Origin of the sequence: Acinetobacter sp. CIP-A165 (assembly GCF_000367985.1) — a bacterium.
Taxonomy (GTDB): Bacteria; Pseudomonadota; Gammaproteobacteria; order Pseudomonadales; family Moraxellaceae; genus Acinetobacter.
In genome coordinates this window covers 66,891-92,176 of the sequence record NZ_KB849201.1, presented here as the reverse complement: position 1 = coordinate 92,176, position 25,286 = coordinate 66,891, and the positions used below count along the sequence as shown (strand labels likewise).

Sequence of the window (25,286 nt, the reverse complement as noted above, 5' to 3'; positions counted from 1 at the left end):
GAAAGGTGGCTTTTTTATTTTTAATGTTGATGAGGTTTTTGAAATGAATACTTCGCACAGTGTGGTTATAAAAAATGATATTTATCAAGAAGATATAAAGCTTTTAACGTCCTTTATATTCGATACTCCTGAAAGTGATATTCTGATTTTTAATATTGGTGATGAGGTAAATTTAGATGTGAACTTGTTGTTTTGCATGGTCTCTTTGTTGAAAGGAGATGTATTTTGTGAATTGTTTTTTATAAATATACCGGATACAAGTCCTGAAGTTTTTTTGAGTAAATTAAAGAAATGGACAATCAATAACGGAATGATATTTTATGTGAGTGTTTTTAATTCTCAGTATGATGATGGTTGTTTTCATAGAATAGCGAAAGGAAATGTGACTAGAGAGTATCTCAGTATGGATGGTGATGATAATTGTTTTTTTAATTAATTCACTGAACGTGTGTAAATATTATTTTCGAGTAAGTATTAGATGATAGTAGATGTATTATGTATAAAAAAATTATTGATGACTAACAGTTTTAGTGAAATATTTTTAGATCAGACTAAAGAAAATATCTTAAAAATATTTGGTAATCCTATAGATTCATCACCACAAAGAAAGAATAACAAAGAAATATTGTCTTATGGTGTGTTACAGATTTATCTGTTCAATAGTTTAGTAAAAGGTTTCACATTTGATTATCAAAAGGAAAAATATTTCGATGTTGATTTTACTTTATTAAAAATTCATCAGGATGAAATTGTTAAATTTTTAATGACTACTAGTATTGAATATGTAGAAGATAAACAACTTCCTTTTCAAGTCGGTACTATATTAAAAGTGAATAAAGTTTACCTAGGTTTTTGTGATGGATTTTTAACCATATTTGGGATGTGTGAATAGTCTTCTTGGATAAACTCGGAGCGTAACAATCTTGCATTTACTTAATAAAACTGGTTCAATTTTTGCTTTCTCAATAATGATCATAAAAATCGGAGAACAATATGATGAAAAACGAAAATCACATAAGAATCATCTATAGCAAAGACAAAGGTTGGTTTTGGTTTGGCTTAACCATCGTCATCCAAATTTTATTTATCTTAGTGAGTTATCTTGTGATGAATATTTCACTTTGATTTTTCTTTATTTTTAAGGCTATGATCTAGCTAATTTGTAAAGATAAAAGCTGCTAAACATATGCTAAAACTCATCTACTATGTCCCTGAATCACACCTAGAATCAACCAAACAAGCCATATTTTCAGTTGGTGCAGGTGGGATAGGGAATTATGAACACTGTGCATGGCAAGTGAAAGGCATCGGGCAGTTTAAGCCCGTTAAAGGTGCAAATCCATTTTTAGGGCAGTTAGATGAACTAGAACAACTCGAAGAATGGCGTGTTGAAACGATTGTGCCTGAAGAAAAAGCCAGTGCTGTGGCAAAGGCATTAAAGGCAAGCCATCCTTATGAAGAGCCTGCCTTTGAGTTTATCCAAATATTAGATATTGAATAATTAAACTTTTTGAATAAATAGGTCACGGTCAAAGCGGTACTGCGGGAAGAACACACCATCTTCTGCTCGTTCACCTGCGCTAATCACCATCACTGGATATTGTTGATCACTTAGGTTTAAGATTTTACGGACCAAAGGCTCATCAAATCCCTCCATCATACAACTATCAAAACCATAGGCACGTAATGCCAATACAAGATTTTCACATGCTAAAGCGGTCGTTTTAGTCGCCCATAGTTTTGCATCGGCAGGGTTAAATGCAGTCACAGGAAGTTGTTTATCGAGTGTGCGGGCAACTTTAAATGCGACTTTCTTAAAATTACCCAATGCATTGAAGTAACCAGTTTTATAGTTATATGGAATAAAACGATAATACTTTTGTACAGCAGGTGGTGCTTCGGGGAAAGGGAACTCAGTGATATTCAGTTTTGCCATTTCATCAACGCGATCCGTACGAGCGACACATACGATTAACTCAGGTGCTGTTTTCGCCGCAAGTTGGTTTAAACATGCTTTGACCAGTTGTTTTTTCTTAGCTGGATTTTGTACAACGTAAAAAGTCCAAGGTTGTAAATTCGATGAGTTGGGTGCAAGCAATGCCAAATCCAAACATTCATCTAAAATTTCGCTTGGAATCGGTTTATCGGTAAATTTACGTACTGAACGGCGGCTTTCAACGACTTTGCGGAAGTTGGCAACATCAATGTCTTGTGGCGCAGCTTCGTAGTAGCGTTTCTTTTCAGCGGATGCATTAGAAGTGGTCATGAGTTCGATATTTTCCTAAATGTTTATTCTTCTATTGGGACGATCAATAAAAAAACCACCGAGTTCTATAAACTAAGTGGTTTTTTAGGTGATTTGAGCGTCAATTTAGTTAAACTGAGAAAAATCAGGCTTACGCTTTTGCATAAAGGCTTGAACTGCTTCCATCATTTCAGGTGAGCGTACACGCTGCATAAAGATTTCTGCTTCTTCATCGACACATGCGATGATTTCAGCGAGGTCTTTTTTCATGAGTGCTTTTGTTTGTTTGATTGAAGCCAACGGTAGAGCAGCTAGATGTTGTGCTGTTTGTTGAGCAGTTGCATATACATCTTCAACCACATCATTCACAAGGTTTGCTTTTACCGCGGTAGCCGCATCAAACTTCTTCGCTGTAAATAACAGCTCAGCAGCTTTTTGATAGCCTGCTTGCTTGACCAGTAAACGACTTGCTGCACCTTCAGGAGACAAACCTAGGCTCACAAATGGAATTTGGAATAGGGCAGTGTTGTCAGCAAATACGAGATCAGCATGGAGTAAAATCGTAACGCCAATACCAATTGCAACACCTTTAACTGCAATAATCAGTGGTTTAGAAAAACGAGCTGCAGCTTTTAATAATACAAATGGTGGTTGATCACCAGCTTTACCTTCATAAGGCTTTTGCATAAAGCCCATGAAGTCTTTCATATCATTACCCGCAGTGAAATCTTGTTCTGCACCACGGAAAATCACCACACGAACATTTTTATCCGTATCTGCTTCATCAAATGCTTGTGCAATACAAAGATAAAGCTCACCATAAAGCGCATTTTTAGCTTCTGCGCGGTTAATGGCTAAGGTGAGTACGCCATCTTCTAAATTTGCTTGCAAATGTGGATGAGGTTGTTGAATACAGCTAAGTGTCATCGTACTATCCTTGCTTTAAACCGTCTTGTTAATTTTTAAGTGTTCATTATGTCGCATCTTGCTGCAATTTGGTGTAACTGATGAGTTCATAAAAAGTGAATTTCTATTTATGTACAAATTTGACTATCTTGTTTTTATTGGACGCTTTCAGCCATTTCATTTGGCGCATATGTTGACCATTGAAATTGCGCTGCGACAAAGTCAGCATGTGGTTCTTGCTTTAGGCTCAGCGCAAGCAGAACGAAATATTAAAAATCCTTTTCTCGCCAATGAAAGGGAGGCCATGATATTGTCCAATTTTTGTGATGAAGATAAGCAACGCATCCATTTTGTACATGTGATTGATGTTTATAATGATGGAAAATGGGTCAAACAAGTCAAGGATTTGGTTGCCCAAGTGGTTGGCTTAAATGAAAAAGTTGGATTAATCGGTCATTTTAAGGATGAGTCATCTTATTATTTGCAACTGTTTCCTGAGTGGACTATGGTTGAGTTAGAGAGTCTTAAAGCTTCGATGTCAGCAACGCCGATGCGTGAAGCTTACTATCGAGGTGAAATTAAAACTCAAGCTTTCCCAAAAGGAACGATTCAATTTTTAGAAAAATTCCAAAAAACAACCATTTATGCTGCATTACAACAGAAGTTTTTAGCTGGTGATCGCAGTAACTTAGATGTGATAGATCTAGAGGAATAACTAAATGTCTAAGCCAAGTGAACAATACCACGCTGACATAGTAGCAATACGATTGCAGTTGCAAAGGTATTTTGATGGTCTATATCGCAGCGATGTGGCTTTACTCAATCAGGTCTTTCATCCAGATGCCGTATATATTTGTGTTACGGATCAGCCCTTACTGAAACTCACGTTAGATGAGTATTTCCCAATCGTTGAACAGCGGATTTCACCTGCTTCAAAACAACAGTTGAGGCAGGATAAGATCATTTCGGTCAATATCATCAGTGCAAAAACAGCAATCGCTCATGTTGAATGTGCGATTGAACCGAAATATTTTTATGATGTCTTAACCTTTATCTGTGACAAAGGTATTTGGAAAATTATAACCAAAGTGTTCGATTATCGAGTGATTGAATAGATTGAAATGCTAAGCATCTTCCCAAAAAATTAGACGATTAGAAAATGGGTCTGTGATGCTCAATTCAAGTGTTTCCCAGTCTGTTTTTTCAATTTGTGGTTTGGCAAACTTATAGTCTTTTACATTTAGTTCTGCATGCAGCAAACTTATATTTTCCCAGTAAATACGGATAGCACTGTGTGGACTTGCATCACCAAAATGTTCGGATAAATGAATAATGCAATCACCTTTAGAAATCTGTAGATATAAGGGGAAGTTATCTCCGAAAGTGTGCTGCCAATCGATGTTAAACCCGAGATAATCCATGTAAAAAGATTGGGCGACTTCGATATTAAAGATACGAAGAATAGGGGTGATTGAACCAGTTTGCATGATTATTCCTTTTAGCGAACACCAAATTGTTGGGTCCAGTAATTGCTTGGTTGCTTTGCTTGGTCGGATGCGCAAGCAATTGCGTAATCCGTAAATTTAGGGTGCATGATATTGCTACAGTGTACAGGGCTGGTTAGCCATTTTTGGGTAACGTCATTCAGATTCTGATGACCACGCGCTACATTTTCGCCACCACCACGACCTTTGAATTGAGATTGTTTTAACCGCGCTTTTAGATCGAGTCCTGTGCTGCTGACATGCCCTAAAAAATTATGCTCGGTCATATCTTTGCTGTGAGCAAATGCGCTTTGGTATAATTGATTATTCCATGTGAGAGCTGCAGCAGCTGGGAAATGTCGTTGTCCACATTGGCGGGGCTGTTTTCGAATTTCATTGATCGCATTCAGCATTGCTTGTTGAAAGGCTGGATTTGATAAATCTTGACAACTGATTTCGGTGCTTGATTTTTGAGTTTGTGGGATGGATGCTGCTGTCGTTTGAGGAATACTGGATGAACTGGCACTACATGCAGTGAGCAGAATAAAAACAGGTGCTTGAATAAATGATTTTAGATGATTCATTGGTCAGCCCTTACTATAATTATTGTCATGTTTTGATCATAAGCTAAGCGCACGATATTGCACAATTCTCTTTAAAAAAATAAAGTGAGCCGCAGACTCACTTTATGATAACGCTATCAAATTTATTGAGCAGCTTGGAGTACTTTTAAGTCTTCAAGCACTTGTTCTGCATGTCCAGCAGCTTTGACTTTTCGGTAGCTTTTTACCAATTGCTGATTATGGAAAATAAACGTTGAGCGCTCGATGCCCATAACTTGTTTGCCATACATGTTCTTTTCTTTGATCACATCAAAGTGTTTGCACAGCACTTCTTCTTTATCGCTAATTAGGTTAATCGTGAGTGCTTGTTTCTCTGTAAAATTCTGATGTGCTTTTACAGAGTCACGTGATACTCCGATAATTTGACAATTCAACGCATCAAACTGATCTTTTAAGCAAGAGAAGCCGACGGCTTGAGTGGTACAGCCCGGTGTTGAATCTTTTGGATAGAAATATAAAACCAACCATCCATTTGCGAGTTCAGCTAAATTAATTTCACCTTGCGTTGTTGGGAATGTGTGATTCGGTAGTTGGATATTCTCAGACATTTTTCATCCTTCAATCTATTTGATCTAATTCGAGTGGTAAAAAAGCATATTCCTCATGATAAACAATATTGCCCCGACGTACAGGAATAGCTTTGTTAAAAATTGGACCATCAATCACAGTCGTATGAAACTCACCACCTTCACCGCACGGGTCGATACCGCGAGTCTCTAGTGCTTGGATATATTCTAAAGTTAAGATTTGACCTAAATCCTCAACTCGCATACCAAGTTTAAGATTGACCGTCACGATGACGCTGCGAAAGCCTAGGTTGATAAACTCTTCAACCACTTCTTTATGCGGGCGTAACCAAAGAGGCATGCCGAGTTTTAGACCGACTTGCTGTGTTACACGATCATGCCAGCAACCATGTTGAGGCATATCTAAATCGCCTGTAACAAGCACTTCAGCACCTTGATGCTTGGCTTGATTGAGCAGTTCTATAAATTTGCTTTCATAGTCAGTCCAACTTGAAAATGCCATGAAAACTGGCAAACCAATCGCATCGGCTTGGGCTTGAATCACATCAAGGGGCATAGCATGCGAGCGAGAACGTTGTCCTTGTTCTTCCAACATGACGATTAATCCAGTCACCGTGCCTGTTTGCATCGCATGGTACAACGCCAGTGAGCTATCTTTGCCACCACTAAATGAGACAATGCATTGGTTGTTATGGGTATTGGTTTTCCACTGATCCTGCATGGTGTCATTCAATTTATTTAAAGATAAGTGGATTTTAGCAGAGCTATAAAAAAGCCTGCATAAAAATGCAGGCTTTCTTCGAACAACAAGGGCTTATTTTTTCGGCGCTTGTTGTTGAGCAGCTTTCATGGCTTCTTCAGTGAGCTTTTCTAACTTGCTTACAAGGGGCGCACCTAAGCAGTTTTGCAATTCTTTATTTTGCTGTTGTACAAAAGCTAAAGAACTTGGGCTTTTCTTGGCATTAATTGCACTTTGAATTTCCCATTTTTGCGCTTCGGTTACTTTTCCTTGAGCATCAATCTGACAGCCACAGAACTTGCTTACTTCTGCTGCTGTAAGTTTACCGCCTTTAGCAGTTTGATCTTTACATACATTGACCAATCCTGCTTTAACATTGGTACTTTTATATGCAGCTTCAAGTGGATTAGTATTTGCATGTGTCGCTGTCGCAACTAAAGCAGCAGCAGACATCATGGTAGAAAGAATAAGATTTGATTTTAAAAACTTCATATATATGTACCTAATTATTACCCTATATCGTCTGTTCAGTATAACGCGTAGGATCCGCAATACCTGCCTCGATAAAACCTTGATGACGTAAACGGCAACTGTCGCATTTGCCACACGCACGTCCTTGAGCATCTGCTTGATAGCAGGATACCGTTTGACTGTAGTCTACGCCATGTCCGATCCCTAAGCGTATAATATTCGCTTTGGATAAATGTAACAAAGGTGTTTCAATTTTAAGGGGTTTTCCTTCAACGCCAGCTTTTGTTGCAAGACGTGCAAGATTGGCAAAAGCGTCAATAAATTCTGGGCGACAGTCAGGATATCCTGAATAATCAACAGCATTGACCCCAATCACAATGGCTTCAGCGTCAAAAACTTCGGCTGCAGCGAGGGCATAAGATAAGAAAATGGTGTTACGTGCTGGAACATAAGTTACAGGAATACCTTCTTGTAATTGTTCTGGTATATCAATGTTGTGATCTGTAAGTGCAGACCCGCCTAGATTACCTAAATCAATATTAATCACACGATGTTCTACACCAGCACTTTGTGCAAGTGTTCTCGCCGCATCAAGTTCTGTGGTAGAGCGTTGCCCATACATAAAGCTTATGGCAACACATTCATAGCGAGCTTGTGCCCAAGCAAGGCACGTTGTTGAGTCTAAGCCGCCAGATAATAATACGATGGCACGTGAACGCATATTATTTTCCATGATTCAACCTAAAGATAAATTTATGACACTTCTCATTTTGAAAGTATAAGAAGTACGACGAGAGAGATTTTAACGACCAGATTCATCATTCCATAACAGTTTATGTAACTGGAGTTGGAAACGAACGGGGAGATGGTCATCTAAAATCCACTGCGCTAAATCACGCGCAAAAGCGGGTAAAACAGCAGCGCCTTTTTCAACTGCAAAAGCAGGAGAGAACCAAACAGTACTGACTTTCGTATGTAGTTGGAACTGTTCAAGTTGTTGCTTTGACCATTCATAATCAGCGCGATTACAGATCACAAATTTGATCTGATCATGCTGGGTTAAATAGTCAAAATTGCTGAATAAATTACGATGATCTTCTTTAGATGTTGGTGTTTTTAAATCGAGCACTTTTGAAACACGAGGATCGACTTTAGAGACATCTAAAGCACCACTGGTTTCTAGAGAAACTTCAAAACCAAGATCACATAAGCGTTGTAATAAGATCAAACAATTCGGTTGTGCAAGCGGTTCACCACCTGTGACACAAATATAAGGTGTTTTGAATTGGTTGGCCGTTTCGATGATATGTTCAAGGGATAAACGCTCGCCACCTTCAAAAGAGTAAGTGGTATCACAATAGCTGCATCGTAATGGACAGCCTGTTAAGCGAATAAAAACAGTGGGTAGACCAAAAGTATTCGCTTCGCCTTGCAAAGAATAAAAAATCTCGGTAATGCGTAAACCAGCCGCAGGGTCAGAGACAGGAATTGCAGAAGAACGTAAGGAAGCCATATAATCAGAACCACACCATATAAAAGAACAAAATCTCTACGACCATGACTGATCGTAGAGACGCAAGACGACTAAAGTTGCGTAATAGGGATTAAATTAGTCAGCGCGTAATAAGTCGTTTAGACTTGTTTTAGCACGAGTTTTCGCATCTACTTTTTTCACGATGATCGCAGCGTAAAGGCTGTATGTACCGCACTTAGATGGAAGGCTACCAGCAACCACAACAGAACCAGCTGGTACGCGGCCATAATGTACTTCACCCGTTTCACGATCAAAGATTTTTGTCGATTGACCAATGAAAACACCCATTGAAATGACTGAGCCTTCTTCAACAATGACGCCTTCAACGATTTCTGAGCGCGCACCGATAAAGCAGTTGTCTTCAATGATTGTTGGATTTGCTTGTAATGGTTCTAAAACACCACCGATACCTACGCCACCTGACAAGTGAACATTTTTACCGATTTGAGCACATGAACCTACAGTTGCCCAAGTATCTACCATGGTGCCTTCATCTACATAAGCACCAATATTGACATATGAAGGCATTAACACGACGTTTTTCGCTTGGAAGCTACCACGACGGGCAACAGCAGGTGGTACAACACGAACACCAGCAGCTTTAAACTGTTCTTCAGTCCAGCCTGAGTATTTAGTTGCGACTTTGTCATAAAAACGAAGATCACACGCTTCGATTGGCGTATTGTCATTCAGCTTAAATGAAAGTAAAACTGCTTTTTTTAACCATTGGTGGACAACCCACTCACCATCGATCTTTTCAGCAACACGAAGTGTACCGTTGTCTAAACCATTCAATGCTTCTTCAACAGCTTGACGGATTTCGGTAGGGCAATCCGCTGCACTATAGTTGGCACGGTCTTCAAATGCTTGCTCAATGACTGTAGAAAGCTGAGACATGATCTTCCTTCTTCCAAAAAAATTTTGTTGATTTTACACTAGTTTGAACCAAGAATCTTTGAAAAAAGTTGTTACAATAAAATGATTAAAATTTATGCAATATGTTTGTCATAAAATGAAATATATTGTTTTTTATAAATTATTTCCAAATACACAATTATGTCTAATTTGTATCAAAAAATAACAAAAAGTAATCATTTTTTGTATAAAAACATAGCGATCAATCCTTTATGATGCAATCACAGAAACAATTATATTTAAGAAAAGTATTTTTTAAGGAGACTTCGATGAAAACTTTGCGTGTTATGTTGGCAGCTGGTGTATTAACAGCGATTGCGGGTACTGCGTTTGCAGATGAGCAAATTGTTAAAGAATCAGCTTATGCATTTCCTTCTTACTTGAGCCCAGTTTCAGTTCGTGCTGAAGTGGGTACGACAGGTTACGGTGGTGCGATTTCTTACCGTGTCAATCCATACGTTGGTGTAACTTTAGGTTATAACGGCGGTGATATTTCTTGGTCTGACGATATCAAAATCGATGGGACTAAGTATGATATAGATATGGATAACAATAACACCTACTTAAATGCTGAGATTTATCCATGGGGTGCAAATGAGAATGCATTTGCTCGTGCTCTTTATGTAGCAGCAGGTGTTGCATATCTAGACAATGACTATGATCTGCAAAAACGCACATCGGCTGGCCGTACATTAAGTATTAATAACAATGATTATCAGGTCGTTAATGCAAATCAAGAGGGTGGTGTAAATGGTAAAATGTCATATAAAAATGATATTGCTCCTTACCTAGGCTTAGGTTTGAATGCACCAGTTTATAAGAACCTTGGCTTGTTTGGAGAGGTTGGTGCATATTACACGGGTAATCCAGATGTGAAGCTTACTGCATATAACTTAGAGGGTGTTACTGGAGCTAAACCAATTGACCAAGCTGTAGCAGATGAGCAAAATAAAATTGCTAATAAAGGTCGCTACGAATGGATGCCAGTTGCTAAAGTTGGTGTGAGCTTCAAGTTCTAATCGATCTATTCAACATAAAAAAACGAGCGCTATGCTCGTTTTTTTATGTCTGATTTTTCTCAATAACAAGGTACTTATATGATTTTACTCTTCAGGATAAGCAACTTTTTTTAGCGTTTTGATATCAGTTTCTGGTGAGCATAAAGAAATAAACTCATAGCCATAGCCTCGAAGCAAATGCCCTTTGCGCACTGCGATCCAGGTGGTATTGACACCAAAAATATCGGTTTGAATCTGTTGTAAACGGTGGTCACGCTCAGCATCATAAGCCACAGCATTAACGATCCCAACGCCCATATTCATCTCAACATAGGTTTTAATGACATCGGCATCCAGTGCTGACATAACGATATCAGCATGTAATTGTGCATCATCAAAGGCTTTATCAATTTTAGAGCGTCCTGTAAAACCGCCATGATAAGTGATCAATGGATACTCAGCCAAAAGCTCTAGACTAATTTTATCGAGTTTGGCTAATGGGTGATCTTTGGGGGTAATGATGCTGTGATGCCATTCATAATAAGGTACGCTGGCTAAGTTTTCTTCTGTGGTTAAGGATTCTGTTGCGATCCCGATATCAGCTTCGCCTTGAAGTAACATTTCTGCAATTTCAACTGGGCTAGCCTGTTGTAAAACCAAATGAACTTTGGGGAATAATTTTTTAAATTGATTGACGATAGGGGGGAGTACATAGCGTGCTTGGGTATGTGTAGTCGCAATAGTCAGTGTGCCTTCATCGACTTTATTAAAGTCATCGGCTAGACGCTTAATATTGTCTGCATCGACCAACATCCGTTCAACGATATTAAGTAATGATAAACCTGGCTCAGTGAGACCAAGTAAGCGCTTCCCCTTACGCACAAAAAGTTGTACACCTAACTCATCTTCTAAATCTTTAATGTGTTTACTGACGCCAGATTGGGAGGTATAGAGTGCCGCAGATGCTTCAGTTAAATTAAAGTTTTGGCGAACAGTTTCTCGAATAATTCTGAGCTGTTGAAAGTTCATAAAAGTTTTTCCTTATCTCTAAATTCCCCCTCTTTTAAAAGAGGGGTAGCTGCGGTTACAGCAGCGCAAGGGAGATTTTTTTAAGCGACTTGCGTCGTTTGATCTGCAAATAAGTGAAATTGAGCTGCACTAATCCAAACATTTTGATTTGGTCTGAATTGATGCAAATTCGCCTCTTCTACAGTTAATAAAATTTCAATGCTATGTCCACTGCGATCTTGTAATTCAGCCACGACTTTACCAGCAATCCACACTTCACGTAAGAATGTTGCCTCAATTGTATTTGGCTGAGCTTGGGTGTGAATATGTAATTCATTTGGTCGTGCAAATGCAATGACTTTTCCTTGCGGTGCTTCCAATGCTGTTGGTAACAGAATACGATCATCACCGATACGGATAATACCGCTGGTATGTTCGCCTTCAAAACGATTTGCTTGACCCAAGAAATCAAAAACAAAGGGAGTTGCAGGTTGGTCATAAACTTCACGTGGTGAACCGATTTGTTCCACATCACCTTTATTCATCACGATGATCTGATCCGCAACTTCCAAAGCTTCCTCTTGATCGTGAGTCACAAAGATCGAAGTGATATGTAGTTCATCATGCAATGCACGTAACCAACGACGGAGTTCTTTACGCACTTTAGCATCTAATGCGCCGAAAGGTTCATCTAGCAATAACACACGCGGTTCAACCGCCAAAGCACGAGCAAGCGCAATACGTTGCCGTTGACCGCCAGAGAGTTGCGCAGGATAACGGTCTGCTAAGAAGCCCAGTTGCACGAGGTCGAGTAGGCGAGTGACACTTTTTTTTATTTCTGCTTCTGATGGTCGAGTCGAACGGGGGCGAACCCTTAAACCAAAGGCAATATTGTCAAATACCGTCATGTGGCGGAACAACGCATAATGTTGGAATACAAAACCGACTTGACGCTCACGCACATGCGTATTGGTCGCATCTTCGCCTTCAAGCAGAACTTGACCACCATCAGCCGATTCTAAGCCTGCTATGATGCGTAAAAGTGTGGTTTTACCACAGCCAGAAGGACCCAAAAGCGCAACCAACTGACCCTCAGGAAAGTCTAAAGAGATATTTTTTAGCGCATGGAATGCACCAAAGTGTTTTTCAATATTTTTAACTTGAATACTCATGTGTTCATTCCTTAAGGATTTGCTTGGTGTGCTTGCTCTTGGCGTATTTCCAACCAAGTTTTCAAGATCAAGGTGATGATTGCTAAAAATGCCAATAATGAAGACACCGCAAATGCAGCACTAAAGGTATATTCGTTATAGAGAATCTCAACATGTAAGGGCAATGTATTGGTTTCACCGCGAATGTGTCCTGAAACCACAGACACCGCGCCAAACTCACCCATGGCACGGGCATTACACAGAATCACCCCGTAGATCAAACCCCATTTGATGTTAGGTAGTGTGACCCTCCAAAAGGTTTGCCAACCAGAAGCACCGAGTACAATGGCCGCTTCTTCCTCTTCTGTTCCTTGTGCTTCCATCAACGGAATCAATTCACGTGCAACGAATGGTACTGTAATAAAAATAGTCGCTAGGACAATTGCAGGTACGGCATAGAGAACTTTAATGTCATGATCCATTAACCAGCCACCTATCCAGCCTTGCGAACCAAAAATTAAAACGATCATCAAACCTGCAATTACTGGTGAAACCGAAAAAGGCATATCAATAATCGTGGTTAATATGGCTTTACCACGGAACTGGAATTTCGCCACAGACCATGCTGCTGCAACACCAAACACCACATTTATCGGTACGGCTATCGCTGCTGTGAGTAAAGTCAGCTTTACTGCTGATAATGTGTCTGGATCAATTAAAGCATTGAGGTAGACTTCGATACCTTGCTTAAATGCCTCAACAAAAACTAAAATGAGTGGCAGGATTAAACAGCTCAAGAAGAAAATCAGTGCCACGACAATCAGGCTGTAACGCACCCAAGTAGGTTCACGGGTTGCATCTCGAGTTTGCAATTTAATTGCTAAGGTATCGCTAGTGTTGTTTAAGCTCATTGTGCAACTCTCCCTGTACGGCGGCTAGCCCATGCTTGTACTAAGTTGATCAAGAATAAGATGGCAAAAGAGAGCAGTAGCATGACGACTGCAATGGTGGTCGCACCTGCATAATCATATTCTTCTAAACGAGAGATAATCATCAGTGGTGCGATCTCCGTTTTATAAGGCATATTCCCTGCAATGAAAATCACTGAACCATATTCACCAACTCCACGGGCAAAGGCGAGTGCAAAACCTGTCAGTAGGGCAGGAAATAGAATCGGTAAAATAATTTTGGTAATGGTTTGCCAACGATTTGCACCCAATGCAGAAGCTGCTTCTTCTAGTTCGGTTTCGATATCACTCAGCACTGGCTGGACAGTACGAACAACAAAGGGTAAACCAATGAAAATCAATGCCAGAGTGATACCGATCGGAGTGTACGCAACCTGAATTCCTAGTGGTTCAAGATATTGTCCAATCCATCCATTTTTGGAATAGAGTGAGGTGAGCGCGATACCTGCAACAGCTGTAGGTAAGGCAAAGGGTAAATCGACTAAAGCATCTACTATTCTTTTACCAGGGAAGCTATAGCGAACTAAGCACCACGCTAGGAGTAAACCAAAGATCACATTGACAAAAGCAGCGATCAGCGCAGCGCTAAAGCTGAGTTGTAATGATTTTAAGATTCGCTCTGACGTTAGAATTTCCCATAATCCATCCCAACCAATTCCAAAAGATTTGATAAAGACGGCTGATAAAGGAATCAGTACGATTAAAGACACGTAAGCGAGGGTAAAGCCTAAGGATAGGCCAAACCCAGGCAGCACTCGGGAACGCTGCGACATGATATTTCCTCAAAGAGAAATGTTTGCTAAACAAGCAAATAAGCTAAATATAAAAATATAAGGAGCGAGAGTTAGGCAAATTTCACATTAAAATTTGCCTGAGGCATTCGAGTTCGCGGTTGCATGTTTTTTTCAGGCAATAAGTAATTCAGAATTTCTGGAAACGGACCAAATCCTGATGCCACATTGACATGACCAACAGCACCTAAATTGATCGGGGTGAGTTTCCATGCTTGTGCGAGTTGTAAAGCATCGACATAACCTAACCATGGGTCATTTTCACTGATCAATAAAGTCGTCGGTAAATCAATTTGAAGTTGATGAAAATATTGTTTGTAGTCAGTCAAACTGTGGCGTGCAAAACCACTTTCACCAAAACGTGCAGGGTTGGCTGGTGCAACTAAGACCAAGTTCTTTACCTTTGCTCTTAACTCTGGATGTTCGGCCAGTGCTGCGACACTGGTTAAGCAACCAAAACTATGTGCAACAACTTGGACTGGAGAGTTGATTGCTTCTAATGTGCTGAGAAACTCGGCAACCCATTCACTTAATACTGGTCGATCCCAATATTTTTGTTGTACACGAGAGCTAGACACTAGTTGTTGCTGTAACCAAGACTGCCAATGCTGTGCTTCGCTACCACCTACACCCGGAACAATTAAAGTGTGAACCATGTCTGCTCTCCTGAGAATTTCTTCTAAAAGCAATTCTTATCGGCTGTTTGCCTTAACAATCTGATCAAAGATCCCGCCATTATCAAAATGCTGTTTCTGCACTTTGGTCCAGCCGCCAAATTCTTTGTCGATGGTGATCAGTTTGAGCGGCTTAAATACGCTTTGGTATTTTTTCAGCACATCGGCATTACGTGGTCTGTAAAAATGACGTGCAGCGATTTCCTGACCTGCTGGTGAATAGAGGTAGTTCAAATAACCACGTGCAATTTGTAGGTTGCCATTTTTAGTCGCATTTTTTTCTACCACTGCAACGGGAGGCTCTGCCAAAATCGAGAGCGAAGGAATCACAATCTCAAACTTACCCGGTTGTTCACGTAGGGCAAGATGCGCTTCGTTTTCCCAAGCCAATAAAACATCACCAATGCCACGCTCAGCAAACGTTGTTAAAGAACCTCGTGCACCAGAATCAAGTACTTTGGTCTGTTTATAGATTTGGCGGACAAATTCTTGTGCTTTGGCATCGTTACCATTGGGCTGATGTTTTGCCCAAGCCCAAGCTGCTAAATAATTCCAACGGGCACCACCTGACGTTTTTGGATTCGGCGTAATAATTTCTACGCCCGGCTTAATCAGATCACCCCAATCTTTAATCTGTTTAGGGTTGTCTTTACGAACGAGAAAGACAATGGTAGACGTATACGGCGTTGAGTTATTTGGTAATTTTTTCTGCCAATCATTAGGTAGCAATTTTGCATTTTTGGCAATTTCATCAATATCCGCAGCCAAAGCTAAAGTTACGACATCGGCATTTAGACCATCAATAACAGAACGTGCTTGTTTACCAGAACCACCATGTGATTGTTTGAAATTAATATCTTGTCCAGTACGTTGTTTCCAAAAGCTACCAAATTGTTTATTAAAATCTGTATATAGCTCGCGTGTTGGATCATAAGAGACATTTAAAAAGTCTTGAGCAGCCAAACTGGATGCTGAAAGTAAAGCAGCCAAAAGACCAACTTTGAGTTGAGATAAACGCATAAAAACCCCTTAAAATTGCATAAGCATTTAGAATATGGATGCAGCATAACGCTGGTTTTTTTGCAAAAAAAATAATTAAAAACGCATTTGATATGAAAAATATAGAAATAGATAAAACAGATAAGCTATGCTGAATTTTTGATAAATAAGAAAATACTAGTTTTCAAAATTTGTTATTTAATTTTTAAAATCAATATCTTATTTTGCATAAGAACTATGGTTGTTATTAATTATTCAAAATAATTTAATGATCATAACGGAGTCATACTGGATTCTTCTCCAATTTTAGGATAAGCCACTACGTCTTGCACTTCAGTTGAAATATATTTCAACTTCGTTCAGGCTCGACCTGAGAAGCGTTTAAAGCTTCGCAAGTGTTTTGGCAAAAGTAGGCAAAACCATTGTCATCTGCAAAACCTGTTCACTTCTTTCATCTTTCTAATTTTATTGCAAAAACATTATAGTGTTGATACCACGCAGGTCACAGATGACGTTTCCGAGTACCAAATTTAAGGGTATTATTTAAAGAGTAAATCTAGGTTGTACTCAACGATGCAATGTTATAAAAATGGACAGTTGATTGATTCGATCCCTTTACTTGATCGGGCATTTCATTATGGTGATGGTTGCTTTACTACAGCACGAATGTTCCAAAATCATTTTGAACTCAAAGAACAACATTTGGCACGCTTAAGATTGGCTTGCCAGCGCTTAGGTTTAGATGCTGATTTGTCTCAGATTGAGGCTTCACTTGAAAAATTAAAACAACAATATGCAAATTTAAGTGGCACTTTAAAAATCGTAATTAGCCGTGGTGAAGGGGATCGTGGCTATAGTTTACCTTTACATGCTGCCGATCTTTATGTGTGGTATTACCCGAGAGCAACACAAGTTTTTCAACCTGAGTGGATTGAAAGTGGCGTGTTAAATCATACGATGGGCTTAAATATGCCGCATCTCGTTGGATTGAAAACCCTCAATCGTTTAGAGCAGGTTCTACTGAAACAAGAGGCTGATCAACGCGGTTGGCTTGAAGCACTGGTCAGTGATGTACAGGGCTATGTTGTTGAAGGGGTGAGCAGTAATTGTTTTATTCGTATAAATGATCGATGGATTACCCCAGAACTTCGTTATAATGGCGTCCACGGTGTTATGCGAGCCAAAATCTTATCAAGAATGCAGCAGTACGATGTGGCATGTGAGCAACGTTGTATGGGCATTGATGAAGTTGATCGTATTCAAAACCTTTTTTTTTGTAATGCATTGCATCCGATGAAGGCGGTTGTTCGATTCAATGATCGAGCTTTCGAGCAACAACCTTATCTTGATTTATTTGAAACTTTAAAACTTAGCCAGATTGATTGAATATGCCAAAGCCACCGAACCCAAGCAAAAGTAAGAAAAAACCAAAAGCTAAACCGAAATCTAGATTTACGTTTAAAGCATTTTTATTGGCCATCTGCATTTTTATTTTGGTGGTTTTTGGTGTGGTATGGGCAAATTTATTTAAGCCGTATCCATTAGATAGTAAAAAACAATTATTGGTGATTTCATCTGGTGATACCTATTCAAAATTTATTGATCGCTTAGCCCAAGATCAAAAGGTGAGTTTCCCAATTATTTTAAAGCTTTATCAGAAGTTTATGATACATGACAGTATGAAAGCTGGGGTGTATGAGCTTACGCGAGGCATGAGTGTTCGTCAGGTTTTAGAAATGCTGGCCAATGCAGATAATGCGCAAATGAATCGGATCTTGGTCATCGAAGGTACGAATTTTAAGCAGTTGGTGCAGAAGCTAAAAAATGATCCGAATGTCACCAAAACGATTTTAGATTTACCGCAAGATCAATTGTTAAAAGCTTTAGATATTTCTTATGCTCACCCTGAAGGTCTATTTGCTCCTGATACTTATTTTTTTGCTAAAGGTGAAACAGACAAGAAGATTTTGACGGATTTATATCGTCGTCAGATGAAAGCATTGGATGAGGCGTGGGCAAATAAGGCGGCTAATCTGCCGTATAAAAATAAATACGAAGCGTTAATCATGGCTTCGATTATTGAAAAAGAAACCAGTTTGGATAGTGAGCTTCAACAGGTTTCGGGTGTATTTGTACGCCGTTTAAAAATAGGTATGCGTCTACAAACTGACCCAACTGTTATCTATGGTATGGGTGATAACTATAAAGGCAATATCACGCGTAATGATTTGCGTACCCCAACGGCTTATAATACTTATACGATCAATGGCTTACCACCAACACCGATTGCATTGCCAAGTAAAAAAGCGATTGAAGCAGCGATGCATCCAGATGATGCGGAAAATCTTTACTTTGTTGCAACAGGAACGGGTGGACATAAGTTCACAACCAATTTGCAAGATCATAACCGAGCCGTTCAAGAGTATTTGGTGGTTTTACGTGCCAAGAGGCAGGAGCAACAGTAAATGTTTATTAGCTTTGAAGGCACAGAAGGTGTAGGCAAAACCACGTTGATTCGTAAGATTCATCAGTATTTTGAGCAGCAAGGTAAAGAGGTGGTGTTGACCCGTGAGCCGGGTGGCACGCCTTTGGCTGAACAGATTCGTTCGTTATTATTGGCGGTGAATCATGATGAGCAAATGAGTCATGATACTGAGCTATTATTGATTTACGCGGCACGTGCTCAACATCTACAACAAGTGATTTTACCTGCATTGGATGCTGGAAAAATTGTTTTAAGTGATCGTTTTACCGATGCAAGTTTTGCTTATCAATGTTCTGGACGTGGTTTGAGTCAGGAAAAGTTGCAACTGTTGAATCAAACTTTTGTTTCTCAAATGCCTAATATTACCTTCTGGTTGGATGCACCAATTGAGTTGGGAATGACTCGTGCTCGAGAGCGTGGCGCATTGGATCGTTTTGAGCAAGAGAAATTGAGTTTCTTTGCCAAGGTTCGTTCTGGTTATGAGACTTTATGGCAAGCAGAGCCTGAACGGATTAAGCGTTTAGATGCAACGCAGAATGCTGATGTTGTGTTTGAAGAAGCGCTGCAATATTTGAAATAAAGGCAGCTATATACTCAATCTGTACCATCTAAAAAGTTTGGGTGATGCTTTGGTTTTATTTCTTATGCCTTACTTTTCAGGGATGAAAAGTAACAAAAATCCTTTGTTGCGCTGACGGTACATCCTTGATACCGCAGCGCAACAGGCGACATCCATGTCGCCTGCCACGATAGTAAATAACAACTACAAAATCACTTATAAAGCTTCAGAAAATCAATAGCCTTAAAATATCACTCATTCACCAACGGCTGTTCCACCTTAAAATTTGGTGGCGTCAACACAGTTTTGCGAATTTCATTCGACAGTTCAGGATAATCGAGTGTGTAATGCAAACCACGTGATTCTTTACGCTCCATCGCACAACGTACAATCATTTCAGAAACCAAAACCAAATTACGCAATTCGATCAAGTTCTTACTGACACGATAATCTCGATAGTATTCATTAATTTCACGTTTCAACATTTCAATACGATGTAAAGCACGTTGTAAACGCTTAGTCGTACGAACAATACCAACATAGTTCCACATGGTTGAACGTAGTTCATCCCAGTTTTGTAGGATGACCACATCTTCATCTGCATCGGTCACTTGAGATTCATCCCAAGAGGGTACATCTGGAAATTCAAAGCTTGTGTTGTGTTTGCTCTGAATATCTTCTGCCGCACTCATACCATAGACAAAACATTCAAGCAGCGAGTTACTCGCCATACGATTTGCGCCGTGTAAACCAGTATAAGAGGTTTCACCAATCGCATATAAACCATCGAGATCAGTTTGGCTATGTTCATCGACCATCACACCACCACAGGTATAGTGCGCTGCTGGAACCACAGGAATCATATCTTTGGTGATATCAATACCGAGTTCAAGCAAACGTGCATATAAGGTAGGGAAGTGTTCAGTAATAAATTCAGGTGTCTTGTGTGTGATGTCCAACCAAACATGGCGGATACCGAGGCGCTTGATTTCATGGTCAATGGTACGCGCGACAATATCACGTGGTGCAAGTTCAGCACGTTCGTCAAAACGCAACATAAAACGTTCACCATCTGGCAGACGTAAATATGCACCTTCACCACGCATCGCTTCGGTGATCAAGAAGGAGCGAGCTTTTGGGTGATATAAGCAAGTTGGGTGGAATTGGTTAAATTCCATATTGGCAACACGGCAACCTGCACGATACGCCATGGCGATTCCATCACCGGTCGCAATATCAGGATTCGATGTATATAGATAAGCTTTCATCGCACCGCCACAAGCTAAAGCTGTGAATGGTGCTAAGAAGGTATGAACTTGTTCAGTGCTTTCATTTAAAGCATATAAGCCGATCGCGCGATTGGCTTGGTCTTGATGACCCAGTTTGTGCAGTGTAATGAGATCAATCGCAATATAATCTTCAAAAATCGTAATATTTTCGCGTTCTTGTGCGCGTTCGACCAAGGTTGTTGAAATCGCCTTACCTGTCGCATCTGCGGAGTGGATAATACGACGTTGAGAATGTCCGCCTTCACGAGTGAGGTGAAGTTGTTCATCATCATCTAAAGTGAATTGAACGCCTTGTTTAAGGAGGAAATCAACAGAAGGCTTACCACCTTCAACAGTATGTTTGACCGCATCTAATTCACATAGATGTCCGCCTGCAATCATTGTGTCATTAATATGTTGTTGAATAGAGTCCGTTTCGTCTAAGACCGCAGCAACCCCACCTTGTGCATAGAAAGTGCTCGCTTCTGTTAGAGCTGCTTTTGCTAAAATGGCAATGTTGTAATGACTTGGTAAAGAGAGTGCAAGACTTAAACCTGCACCGCCACTGCCCACAATAATCACATCAAAATGGTGAATTGCTTTTAAATCAGGCATGTCGATCTGCTTCAGTTTTGAACGTTCGCTAATGACAACGCTTTTTCATTAAAAAGGCAAGGGCTAATCTGCCTAGAGTTGAATGAATTTTTAGCAAATGTGATGATATTTAATCTACGTAGCGGTTCACTATATCTTTGTATCGAGTGATGGGTCTATTGTTGGTGATGCTCATACGCTCGAAAATGAAAGCATGAGTGATGCTCGGTATTTTGACTGTTTATTCATATTTCCACCTGCAACACATCTCCTTATATCTTGAAAAGATAAACATATTTTTACGAAAAAATGGGTGGGCTTATGCTAAAAACATAGTCTAAAATTTTTTTGATCATCAGTCTGTAGGTTCTTGCTTCATGAAAAGTCGCTATTTACAACAAGGAATGTATGCTGCGGTATTTACAGTTGCCGCTGCTCAAGTCAATGCCGCAGCGCCAGTAGATTTTTCAAATCTGGTTGAGCAGGTCAGTCCTGCTGTGGTGAGTGTCAATGTTGTGAAAAAAATGACTCAGGAAGAGTTGTTACAGCAACAAGTTCCAGAAATTCTACGCCGTTTTTTTGGCAATCAGGTCATTATTCCTCAACGACAAGGGCCGCAAGAAAAAACAGCTTTTGGTAGTGCATTTTTTATTAGTAAAGATGGCTACTTGGTGACAAACCATCATGTGATTTCAAATGCTTCACGTATCAGCATCACTTTAAATGACCGTCGTGAGTTTGATGCAACACTGGTTGGTAGTGATGAGCGTACCGATGTCGCGGTACTTAAGGTTCAAGGGGCGAATTTCCCTGAGTTAAGAGTGGGTGATGTAAACCAGCTCAGAGTTGGTGAACCTGTTCTGGCTATCGGCTCTCCTTTTGGTTTTGATTATTCCGCATCAGCAGGAATCGTCAGTGCAAAATCACGTAATATGAGTGGTGAGACCTCAGTTCCTTTTATTCAAACTGATGCAGCTTTAAATCCAGGTAACTCTGGTGGTCCATTATTTAACCAACGAGGTGAAGTGGTCGGCGTTAACTCTCGAATCTTTAGTGGTACAGGCGGTTATATGGGCTTGTCATTTTCGATCCCGATTGATGTCGCGATGGATGTGGTTCAGCAACTAAAAGCCAATGGTAAAGTGACCCGTTCTTATTTGGGTATCATGCTCCAAGATATTGATCGTAATTTGGCTGAAGCATATAAGTTACCAAAACCTGAAGGTTCATTGGTTACTCAAGTTGCACCAAAATCACCAGCAGAAAAAGCAGGTTTAAAATCAGGTGATGTGATCTTAAAAATTAATGGCACGGCTATTTCTCGTACCAGTGATTTACTCTATACACTAAACCGTACTGCACCGAATCAAACCATTCGATTAGATGTTTTACGTGATGAAAAAATTCGTACTGTTTCCGCAACTTTAAGTACTGCACCAGATGACACACCTGCAGCAGAAGATAAAAATAATCCAACCAATGGATTGGGGATGAGCATTCGAAATCTGACACCCGCTGAGCAATCTCGCTTAGAAGTGTCTGGTGGTATTTTGGTACAAGAAGTGAAACGTGGTGGGTTAGCTTCGTTGTCAAACATTGTTGCTGGTGATGTGATTCTTCAAGTCAACGGGGTTGCGATTACGGATAGTGCAGCTTTTGCTAGAGTGATTGCTGGATTGCCTAAAGGTAGCGTTGCGCGTGTTGCGATTATTCGTCAGGGCCAACGAGCAATATTGGGTTTACGCCTACAATAAGATTTCATAATGCGATAAAAACCACTCTCACTTTGAGTGGTTTTTATTTTGTCATATTGATGGGTTTAGATTACTGTGTGCAGCAGTGCAGGGATTTAAAAAGTATAGCTACATTATGAGTACGATTTTTGATTTAAAAATACAGGTTCAACCTGAACATATTGATGTGCTGGGTCATGTCAATAACGTGATCTACGTGCAGTGGATGCAAGATGTGGCGGCTGCGCATATTGAAACATTAGGCTTAGGTTTGGCGCAGTATTTAGAACTAAAACATGCCATGGTTGCAGTTGAACATCATGTGCAATATCGCAAAGCAGCGCTTGAAGGTGAAGAAATTATTTTACGGACATGGCTAGATGATATAAATGCGCTGTACTCGTTCCGTCAGTATGCATTTTATCGACCAAAAGATCAGAGTCTCTTGTTTATTGCCAATACCAAATGGGCTTGTATCGAGATTGCAACTGGTCGTCCAAAGCGTATGTCACCTAGTTTTACTCAGGCGTATCAACCTATCTCAAACGATTTGAATCCGATGGATTTTTCGGTTTCTTATGCGCAAATTTCTTCAGTTTAAATCTAAATAAGATGCTTATGTTTGCTCTTAAATAGGCATCATTATTTTGAATACTTTGAAAGGTCGTTCTGTTATAATCCCTAACAATTTTGTTAAACCGCTTTGGCTCATCACTTTTTTAAAGGATAGAGCGTTCTATTTTCTCAAGGTAACCCATGGCGCAAGCTAAAAAATCCGTAGATATCAAAAATATACGCAATTTCTCGATTATTGCTCATATTGATCATGGTAAGTCAACTTTGGCCGACCGCTTTATTCAAATGTGTGGTGGCTTACAAGATCGTGAGATGCAGGCTCAAGTACTGGACTCTATGGAGCTTGAGCGCGAACGTGGGATTACCATTAAAGCTGCGTCAGTTACGCTGTATTACACACATCCAAATGGTCAAGAATATCAACTGAACTTTATTGATACACCAGGACACGTTGACTTCTCTTATGAGGTTTCGCGTTCTTTGGCGGCATGTGAAGGCGCGTTGTTGGTTGTAGATGCTGCACAGGGCGTAGAAGCCCAGTCAGTGGCGAACTGCTACACCGCAATTGAGCAAGGCTTAGAAGTATTGCCAATCTTAAACAAGATTGATCTGCCTCAAGCAGAGCCTGAGCGTGTTATCCATGAAATTGAAGAAATTATTGGTATTGAAGCAACAGACGCACCGACATGTTCAGCAAAAACAGGTTTAGGCGTTGAAGGTGTCTTAGAGCGTTTGGTGGATGTGATTCCTGCACCTGAAGGTGATCGTGATGCACCGTTACAAGCTTTAATTATTGACTCATGGTTTGATAATTACTTAGGCGTTGTCTCGTTGGTTCGCATTAAACAAGGTCGTATCCGTAAGGGCGACAAAATGTTGGTGAGATCGACAGGTCAGACGCATCCAGTCACTTCTGTAGGTGTGTTCAATCCAAAACATAGTGAAACCGATATACTCGAAGCGGGTGAAGTTGGCTTTGTTATTGCAGGGATTAAAGATATTTTTGGTGCACCTGTGGGTGATACCATTACTTTATCAAGCACGCCAGATGTTCCAATTTTACCTGGCTTTAAAAAGGTTAAACCGCAGGTCTATGCGGGTTTATTCCCGATTGATGCTAGCGATTTTGAACCGTTCCGTGAAGCACTACAAAAACTACAGATTAATGACTCTGCTTTATTTTTTGAACCAGAAAGTTCAGATGCTTTAGGTTTTGGTTTCCGTTGTGGCTTCTTAGGCATGCTGCACATGGAGATCGTACAAGAGCGTTTAGAGCGCGAGTATGATCTTGATTTGATCAGCTCTGCACCAACAGTGATTTATGAAGCATTGACTAAGAAGGGCGATATCATCTATATCGATAGCCCATCAAAAATGCCAGATGGTTCAACAGTTGAAGATTTGCGTGAGCCAATTGCTGAGTGTCATATTCTTGTACCACAGGAATATCTAGGCAATGTCATGACCTTGTGTATTGAGCGCCGTGGTGTGCAAAAGGACATGAAATTCTTGGGCAATCAAGTTTCACTCACTTTTGAAATCCCAATGGCTGAAGTGGTCATGGATTTCTTTGATAAATTGAAATCTTGTTCACGTGGTTTCGCATCGCTCGATTATAACTTTGTACGTTTTGAAAGTTCAGCATTGGTTAAGGTTGATGTGTTAATTAATGGCGAAAAGGTTGATGCCTTAGCAATGATTTGTCACCGTAATGATGCACGTCACCGTGGTATTGCACTGGTTGAAAAGATGAAAGACTTGATCCCTCGTCAAATGTACGATGTGGCGATTCAAGCGGCCATAGGTGCGCAAATCATTGCACGTTCTACTGTAAAAGCGATGCGTAAAAACGTATTAGCAAAATGTTATGGTGGTGACGTATCGCGTAAGAAAAAGTTACTTTCAAAACAAAAAGAAGGTAAGAAACGCATGAAACAAGTGGGAAGTGTTGAAATCCCACAAGAAGCGTTCTTAGCTGTGTTGAAAGTTGAAAGATAAATAAATGTGGCTGGCAGAACAAAGTGTTGCTTTGTCCAGC

General features: G+C 40.0%; 30 protein-coding genes. 13 read left to right on the top strand and 17 right to left on the bottom strand.

Annotation, left to right across the window (positions count from 1 at the left end):
• The first annotated feature begins 43 nt into the window (after positions 1 to 43).
• From F991_RS03170 to F991_RS03160, 4 genes are all read left to right on the top strand, one after another.
• Positions 44 to 436, top strand: coding sequence for a hypothetical protein (locus F991_RS03170; RefSeq protein ID WP_004668908.1), 393 nt, complete (start codon positions 44 to 46; stop codon positions 434 to 436).
• Positions 437 to 478: 42 nt separating this feature from the next.
• A complete protein-coding gene (locus tag F991_RS03165; protein WP_004668907.1) occupies positions 479 to 892 on the top strand; it encodes a hypothetical protein in 414 nt (137 codons plus the stop codon).
• A gap of 101 nt (positions 893 to 993) precedes the next feature.
• Entirely contained in the window at positions 994 to 1,125 is a 132-nt protein-coding gene (locus F991_RS17890) for a KGW motif small protein (RefSeq protein ID WP_004668905.1), read from the top strand.
• Between the two features lie 61 nt (positions 1,126 to 1,186).
• Positions 1,187 to 1,501, top strand: coding sequence for a YqfO family protein (locus tag F991_RS03160; protein WP_004668903.1), 315 nt, complete (start codon positions 1,187 to 1,189; stop codon positions 1,499 to 1,501).
• Here the strand turns inward: F991_RS03160 and F991_RS03155 are convergent, their stop codons facing one another.
• Both F991_RS03155 and F991_RS03150 read right to left on the bottom strand, forming a co-directional pair.
• The gene (locus F991_RS03155) at positions 1,502 to 2,266 is read right to left on the bottom strand and encodes a nitroreductase family protein (RefSeq protein ID WP_004668899.1); all 765 of its coding nucleotides are present in this window, start codon (positions 2,264 to 2,266) and stop codon (positions 1,502 to 1,504) included.
• A 105-nt stretch (positions 2,267 to 2,371) separates the two neighbouring features.
• Positions 2,372 to 3,172, bottom strand: a complete 801-nt coding sequence (locus F991_RS03150; protein ID WP_004668897.1) for an enoyl-CoA hydratase-related protein — start codon at positions 3,170 to 3,172, stop codon at positions 2,372 to 2,374.
• Between the two features lie 109 nt (positions 3,173 to 3,281).
• Here F991_RS03150 and F991_RS03145 point away from each other — a divergent pair, with 109 nt between their 5' ends.
• Positions 3,282 to 3,866 carry a nicotinate-nicotinamide nucleotide adenylyltransferase gene (locus F991_RS03145; RefSeq protein WP_004668894.1) on the top strand — a complete coding sequence of 195 codons (585 nt, stop codon included), beginning with the start codon at positions 3,282 to 3,284 and terminating at the stop codon, positions 3,864 to 3,866.
• A 4-nt stretch (positions 3,867 to 3,870) separates the two neighbouring features.
• Positions 3,871 to 4,266, top strand: coding sequence for a nuclear transport factor 2 family protein (locus tag F991_RS03140; protein ID WP_004668893.1), 396 nt, complete (start codon positions 3,871 to 3,873; stop codon positions 4,264 to 4,266).
• A gap of 9 nt (positions 4,267 to 4,275) precedes the next feature.
• Here the strand turns inward: F991_RS03140 and F991_RS03135 are convergent, their stop codons facing one another.
• The 8 genes from F991_RS03135 to dapD form a co-directional block, all read right to left on the bottom strand.
• Entirely contained in the window at positions 4,276 to 4,638 is a 363-nt protein-coding gene (locus tag F991_RS03135) for a glyoxalase superfamily protein (RefSeq protein ID WP_004668890.1), read from the bottom strand.
• 11 nt (positions 4,639 to 4,649) lie between these two features.
• Complete coding sequence (locus F991_RS03130; protein WP_004668888.1) at positions 4,650 to 5,219, bottom strand: CAP domain-containing protein; 570 nt, start codon at positions 5,217 to 5,219, stop codon at positions 4,650 to 4,652.
• 122 nt (positions 5,220 to 5,341) lie between these two features.
• Complete coding sequence (locus tag F991_RS03125; protein WP_004668887.1) at positions 5,342 to 5,806, bottom strand: peroxiredoxin; 465 nt, start codon at positions 5,804 to 5,806, stop codon at positions 5,342 to 5,344.
• 10 nt (positions 5,807 to 5,816) lie between these two features.
• Positions 5,817 to 6,506 (bottom strand): Dph6-related ATP pyrophosphatase, encoded by a 690-nt coding sequence (locus tag F991_RS03120; RefSeq protein WP_004668885.1) that lies wholly within the window; start codon positions 6,504 to 6,506, stop codon positions 5,817 to 5,819.
• A 93-nt stretch (positions 6,507 to 6,599) separates the two neighbouring features.
• Positions 6,600 to 7,016, bottom strand: coding sequence for a hypothetical protein (locus F991_RS03115; protein ID WP_004668884.1), 417 nt, complete (start codon positions 7,014 to 7,016; stop codon positions 6,600 to 6,602).
• A gap of 22 nt (positions 7,017 to 7,038) precedes the next feature.
• The gene (gene queC, locus F991_RS03110) at positions 7,039 to 7,716 is read right to left on the bottom strand and encodes a 7-cyano-7-deazaguanine synthase QueC (RefSeq protein ID WP_212749346.1); all 678 of its coding nucleotides are present in this window, start codon (positions 7,714 to 7,716) and stop codon (positions 7,039 to 7,041) included.
• An 81-nt stretch (positions 7,717 to 7,797) separates the two neighbouring features.
• Entirely contained in the window at positions 7,798 to 8,508 is a 711-nt protein-coding gene (gene queE, locus F991_RS03105; protein WP_004668880.1) for a 7-carboxy-7-deazaguanine synthase QueE, read from the bottom strand.
• A gap of 96 nt (positions 8,509 to 8,604) precedes the next feature.
• Positions 8,605 to 9,426: a 2,3,4,5-tetrahydropyridine-2,6-dicarboxylate N-succinyltransferase gene (dapD, locus tag F991_RS03100; RefSeq protein WP_004668878.1), complete on the bottom strand. Its 822-nt coding sequence runs from the start codon at positions 9,424 to 9,426 to the stop codon at positions 8,605 to 8,607.
• A 287-nt stretch (positions 9,427 to 9,713) separates the two neighbouring features.
• Between dapD and carO the strand changes: the two genes are divergently transcribed.
• On the top strand, positions 9,714 to 10,463 hold the full coding sequence (gene carO / locus F991_RS03095) for an ornithine uptake porin CarO (RefSeq protein ID WP_004668876.1): 750 nt from the start codon (positions 9,714 to 9,716) through the stop codon (positions 10,461 to 10,463).
• Between the two features lie 84 nt (positions 10,464 to 10,547).
• On the opposite strand, the gene F991_RS03090 is transcribed toward carO, so the two are convergent.
• The 6 genes from F991_RS03090 to F991_RS03065 form a co-directional block, all read right to left on the bottom strand.
• Positions 10,548 to 11,471: a CysB family HTH-type transcriptional regulator gene (locus F991_RS03090; protein ID WP_004668874.1), complete on the bottom strand. Its 924-nt coding sequence runs from the start codon at positions 11,469 to 11,471 to the stop codon at positions 10,548 to 10,550.
• Positions 11,472 to 11,551: 80 nt separating this feature from the next.
• Complete coding sequence (locus F991_RS03085; RefSeq protein WP_004668873.1) at positions 11,552 to 12,622, bottom strand: sulfate/molybdate ABC transporter ATP-binding protein; 1,071 nt, start codon at positions 12,620 to 12,622, stop codon at positions 11,552 to 11,554.
• 11 nt (positions 12,623 to 12,633) lie between these two features.
• Positions 12,634 to 13,512, bottom strand: coding sequence for a sulfate ABC transporter permease subunit CysW (gene cysW, locus F991_RS03080; RefSeq protein ID WP_004668872.1), 879 nt, complete (start codon positions 13,510 to 13,512; stop codon positions 12,634 to 12,636).
• Positions 13,509 to 14,342 (bottom strand): sulfate ABC transporter permease subunit CysT, encoded by an 834-nt coding sequence (gene cysT, locus F991_RS03075; protein WP_004668871.1) that lies wholly within the window; start codon positions 14,340 to 14,342, stop codon positions 13,509 to 13,511. Before cysT ends, cysW begins: the two co-directional genes overlap by 4 nt.
• Positions 14,343 to 14,413: 71 nt before the next feature.
• A complete protein-coding gene (locus tag F991_RS03070) occupies positions 14,414 to 15,016 on the bottom strand; it encodes an RBBP9/YdeN family alpha/beta hydrolase (protein WP_004668870.1) in 603 nt (200 codons plus the stop codon).
• Between the two features lie 36 nt (positions 15,017 to 15,052).
• Positions 15,053 to 16,054: a sulfate ABC transporter substrate-binding protein gene (locus tag F991_RS03065; RefSeq protein ID WP_004668869.1), complete on the bottom strand. Its 1,002-nt coding sequence runs from the start codon at positions 16,052 to 16,054 to the stop codon at positions 15,053 to 15,055.
• Positions 16,055 to 16,606: 552 nt separating this feature from the next.
• Here F991_RS03065 and pabC point away from each other — a divergent pair.
• Genes pabC through tmk form a run of 3 tightly spaced genes read left to right on the top strand, consistent with a single transcriptional unit; the run spans position 16,607 to position 19,098 of the window.
• Positions 16,607 to 17,419, top strand: coding sequence for an aminodeoxychorismate lyase (gene pabC, locus F991_RS03060; protein ID WP_004668868.1), 813 nt, complete (start codon positions 16,607 to 16,609; stop codon positions 17,417 to 17,419).
• A gap of 2 nt (positions 17,420 to 17,421) precedes the next feature.
• Positions 17,422 to 18,498, top strand: coding sequence for an endolytic transglycosylase MltG (mltG, locus tag F991_RS03055; RefSeq protein WP_004668867.1), 1,077 nt, complete (start codon positions 17,422 to 17,424; stop codon positions 18,496 to 18,498).
• Positions 18,499 to 19,098 (top strand): dTMP kinase, encoded by a 600-nt coding sequence (tmk, locus tag F991_RS03050; RefSeq protein WP_004668866.1) that lies wholly within the window; start codon positions 18,499 to 18,501, stop codon positions 19,096 to 19,098.
• A 230-nt stretch (positions 19,099 to 19,328) separates the two neighbouring features.
• Here tmk and nadB read toward each other — a convergent pair whose 3' ends face one another.
• Positions 19,329 to 20,966, bottom strand: coding sequence for an L-aspartate oxidase (nadB, locus tag F991_RS03045; RefSeq protein ID WP_171063404.1), 1,638 nt, complete (start codon positions 20,964 to 20,966; stop codon positions 19,329 to 19,331).
• Positions 20,967 to 21,316: 350 nt separating this feature from the next.
• On the opposite strand from nadB, the gene F991_RS03040 reads away from it, so the two are divergent.
• The 3 genes from F991_RS03040 (at position 21,317) to lepA (ending at position 25,246) form a co-directional block, all read left to right on the top strand.
• Positions 21,317 to 22,693 (top strand): Do family serine endopeptidase, encoded by a 1,377-nt coding sequence (locus F991_RS03040; RefSeq protein ID WP_004668863.1) that lies wholly within the window; start codon positions 21,317 to 21,319, stop codon positions 22,691 to 22,693.
• 115 nt (positions 22,694 to 22,808) lie between these two features.
• Positions 22,809 to 23,273: an acyl-CoA thioesterase gene (locus F991_RS03035; RefSeq protein WP_004668861.1), complete on the top strand. Its 465-nt coding sequence runs from the start codon at positions 22,809 to 22,811 to the stop codon at positions 23,271 to 23,273.
• A gap of 155 nt (positions 23,274 to 23,428) precedes the next feature.
• On the top strand, positions 23,429 to 25,246 hold the full coding sequence (gene lepA / locus F991_RS03030) for a translation elongation factor 4 (protein WP_004668859.1): 1,818 nt from the start codon (positions 23,429 to 23,431) through the stop codon (positions 25,244 to 25,246).
• The last annotated feature ends 40 nt before the right edge of the window (positions 25,247 to 25,286 follow it).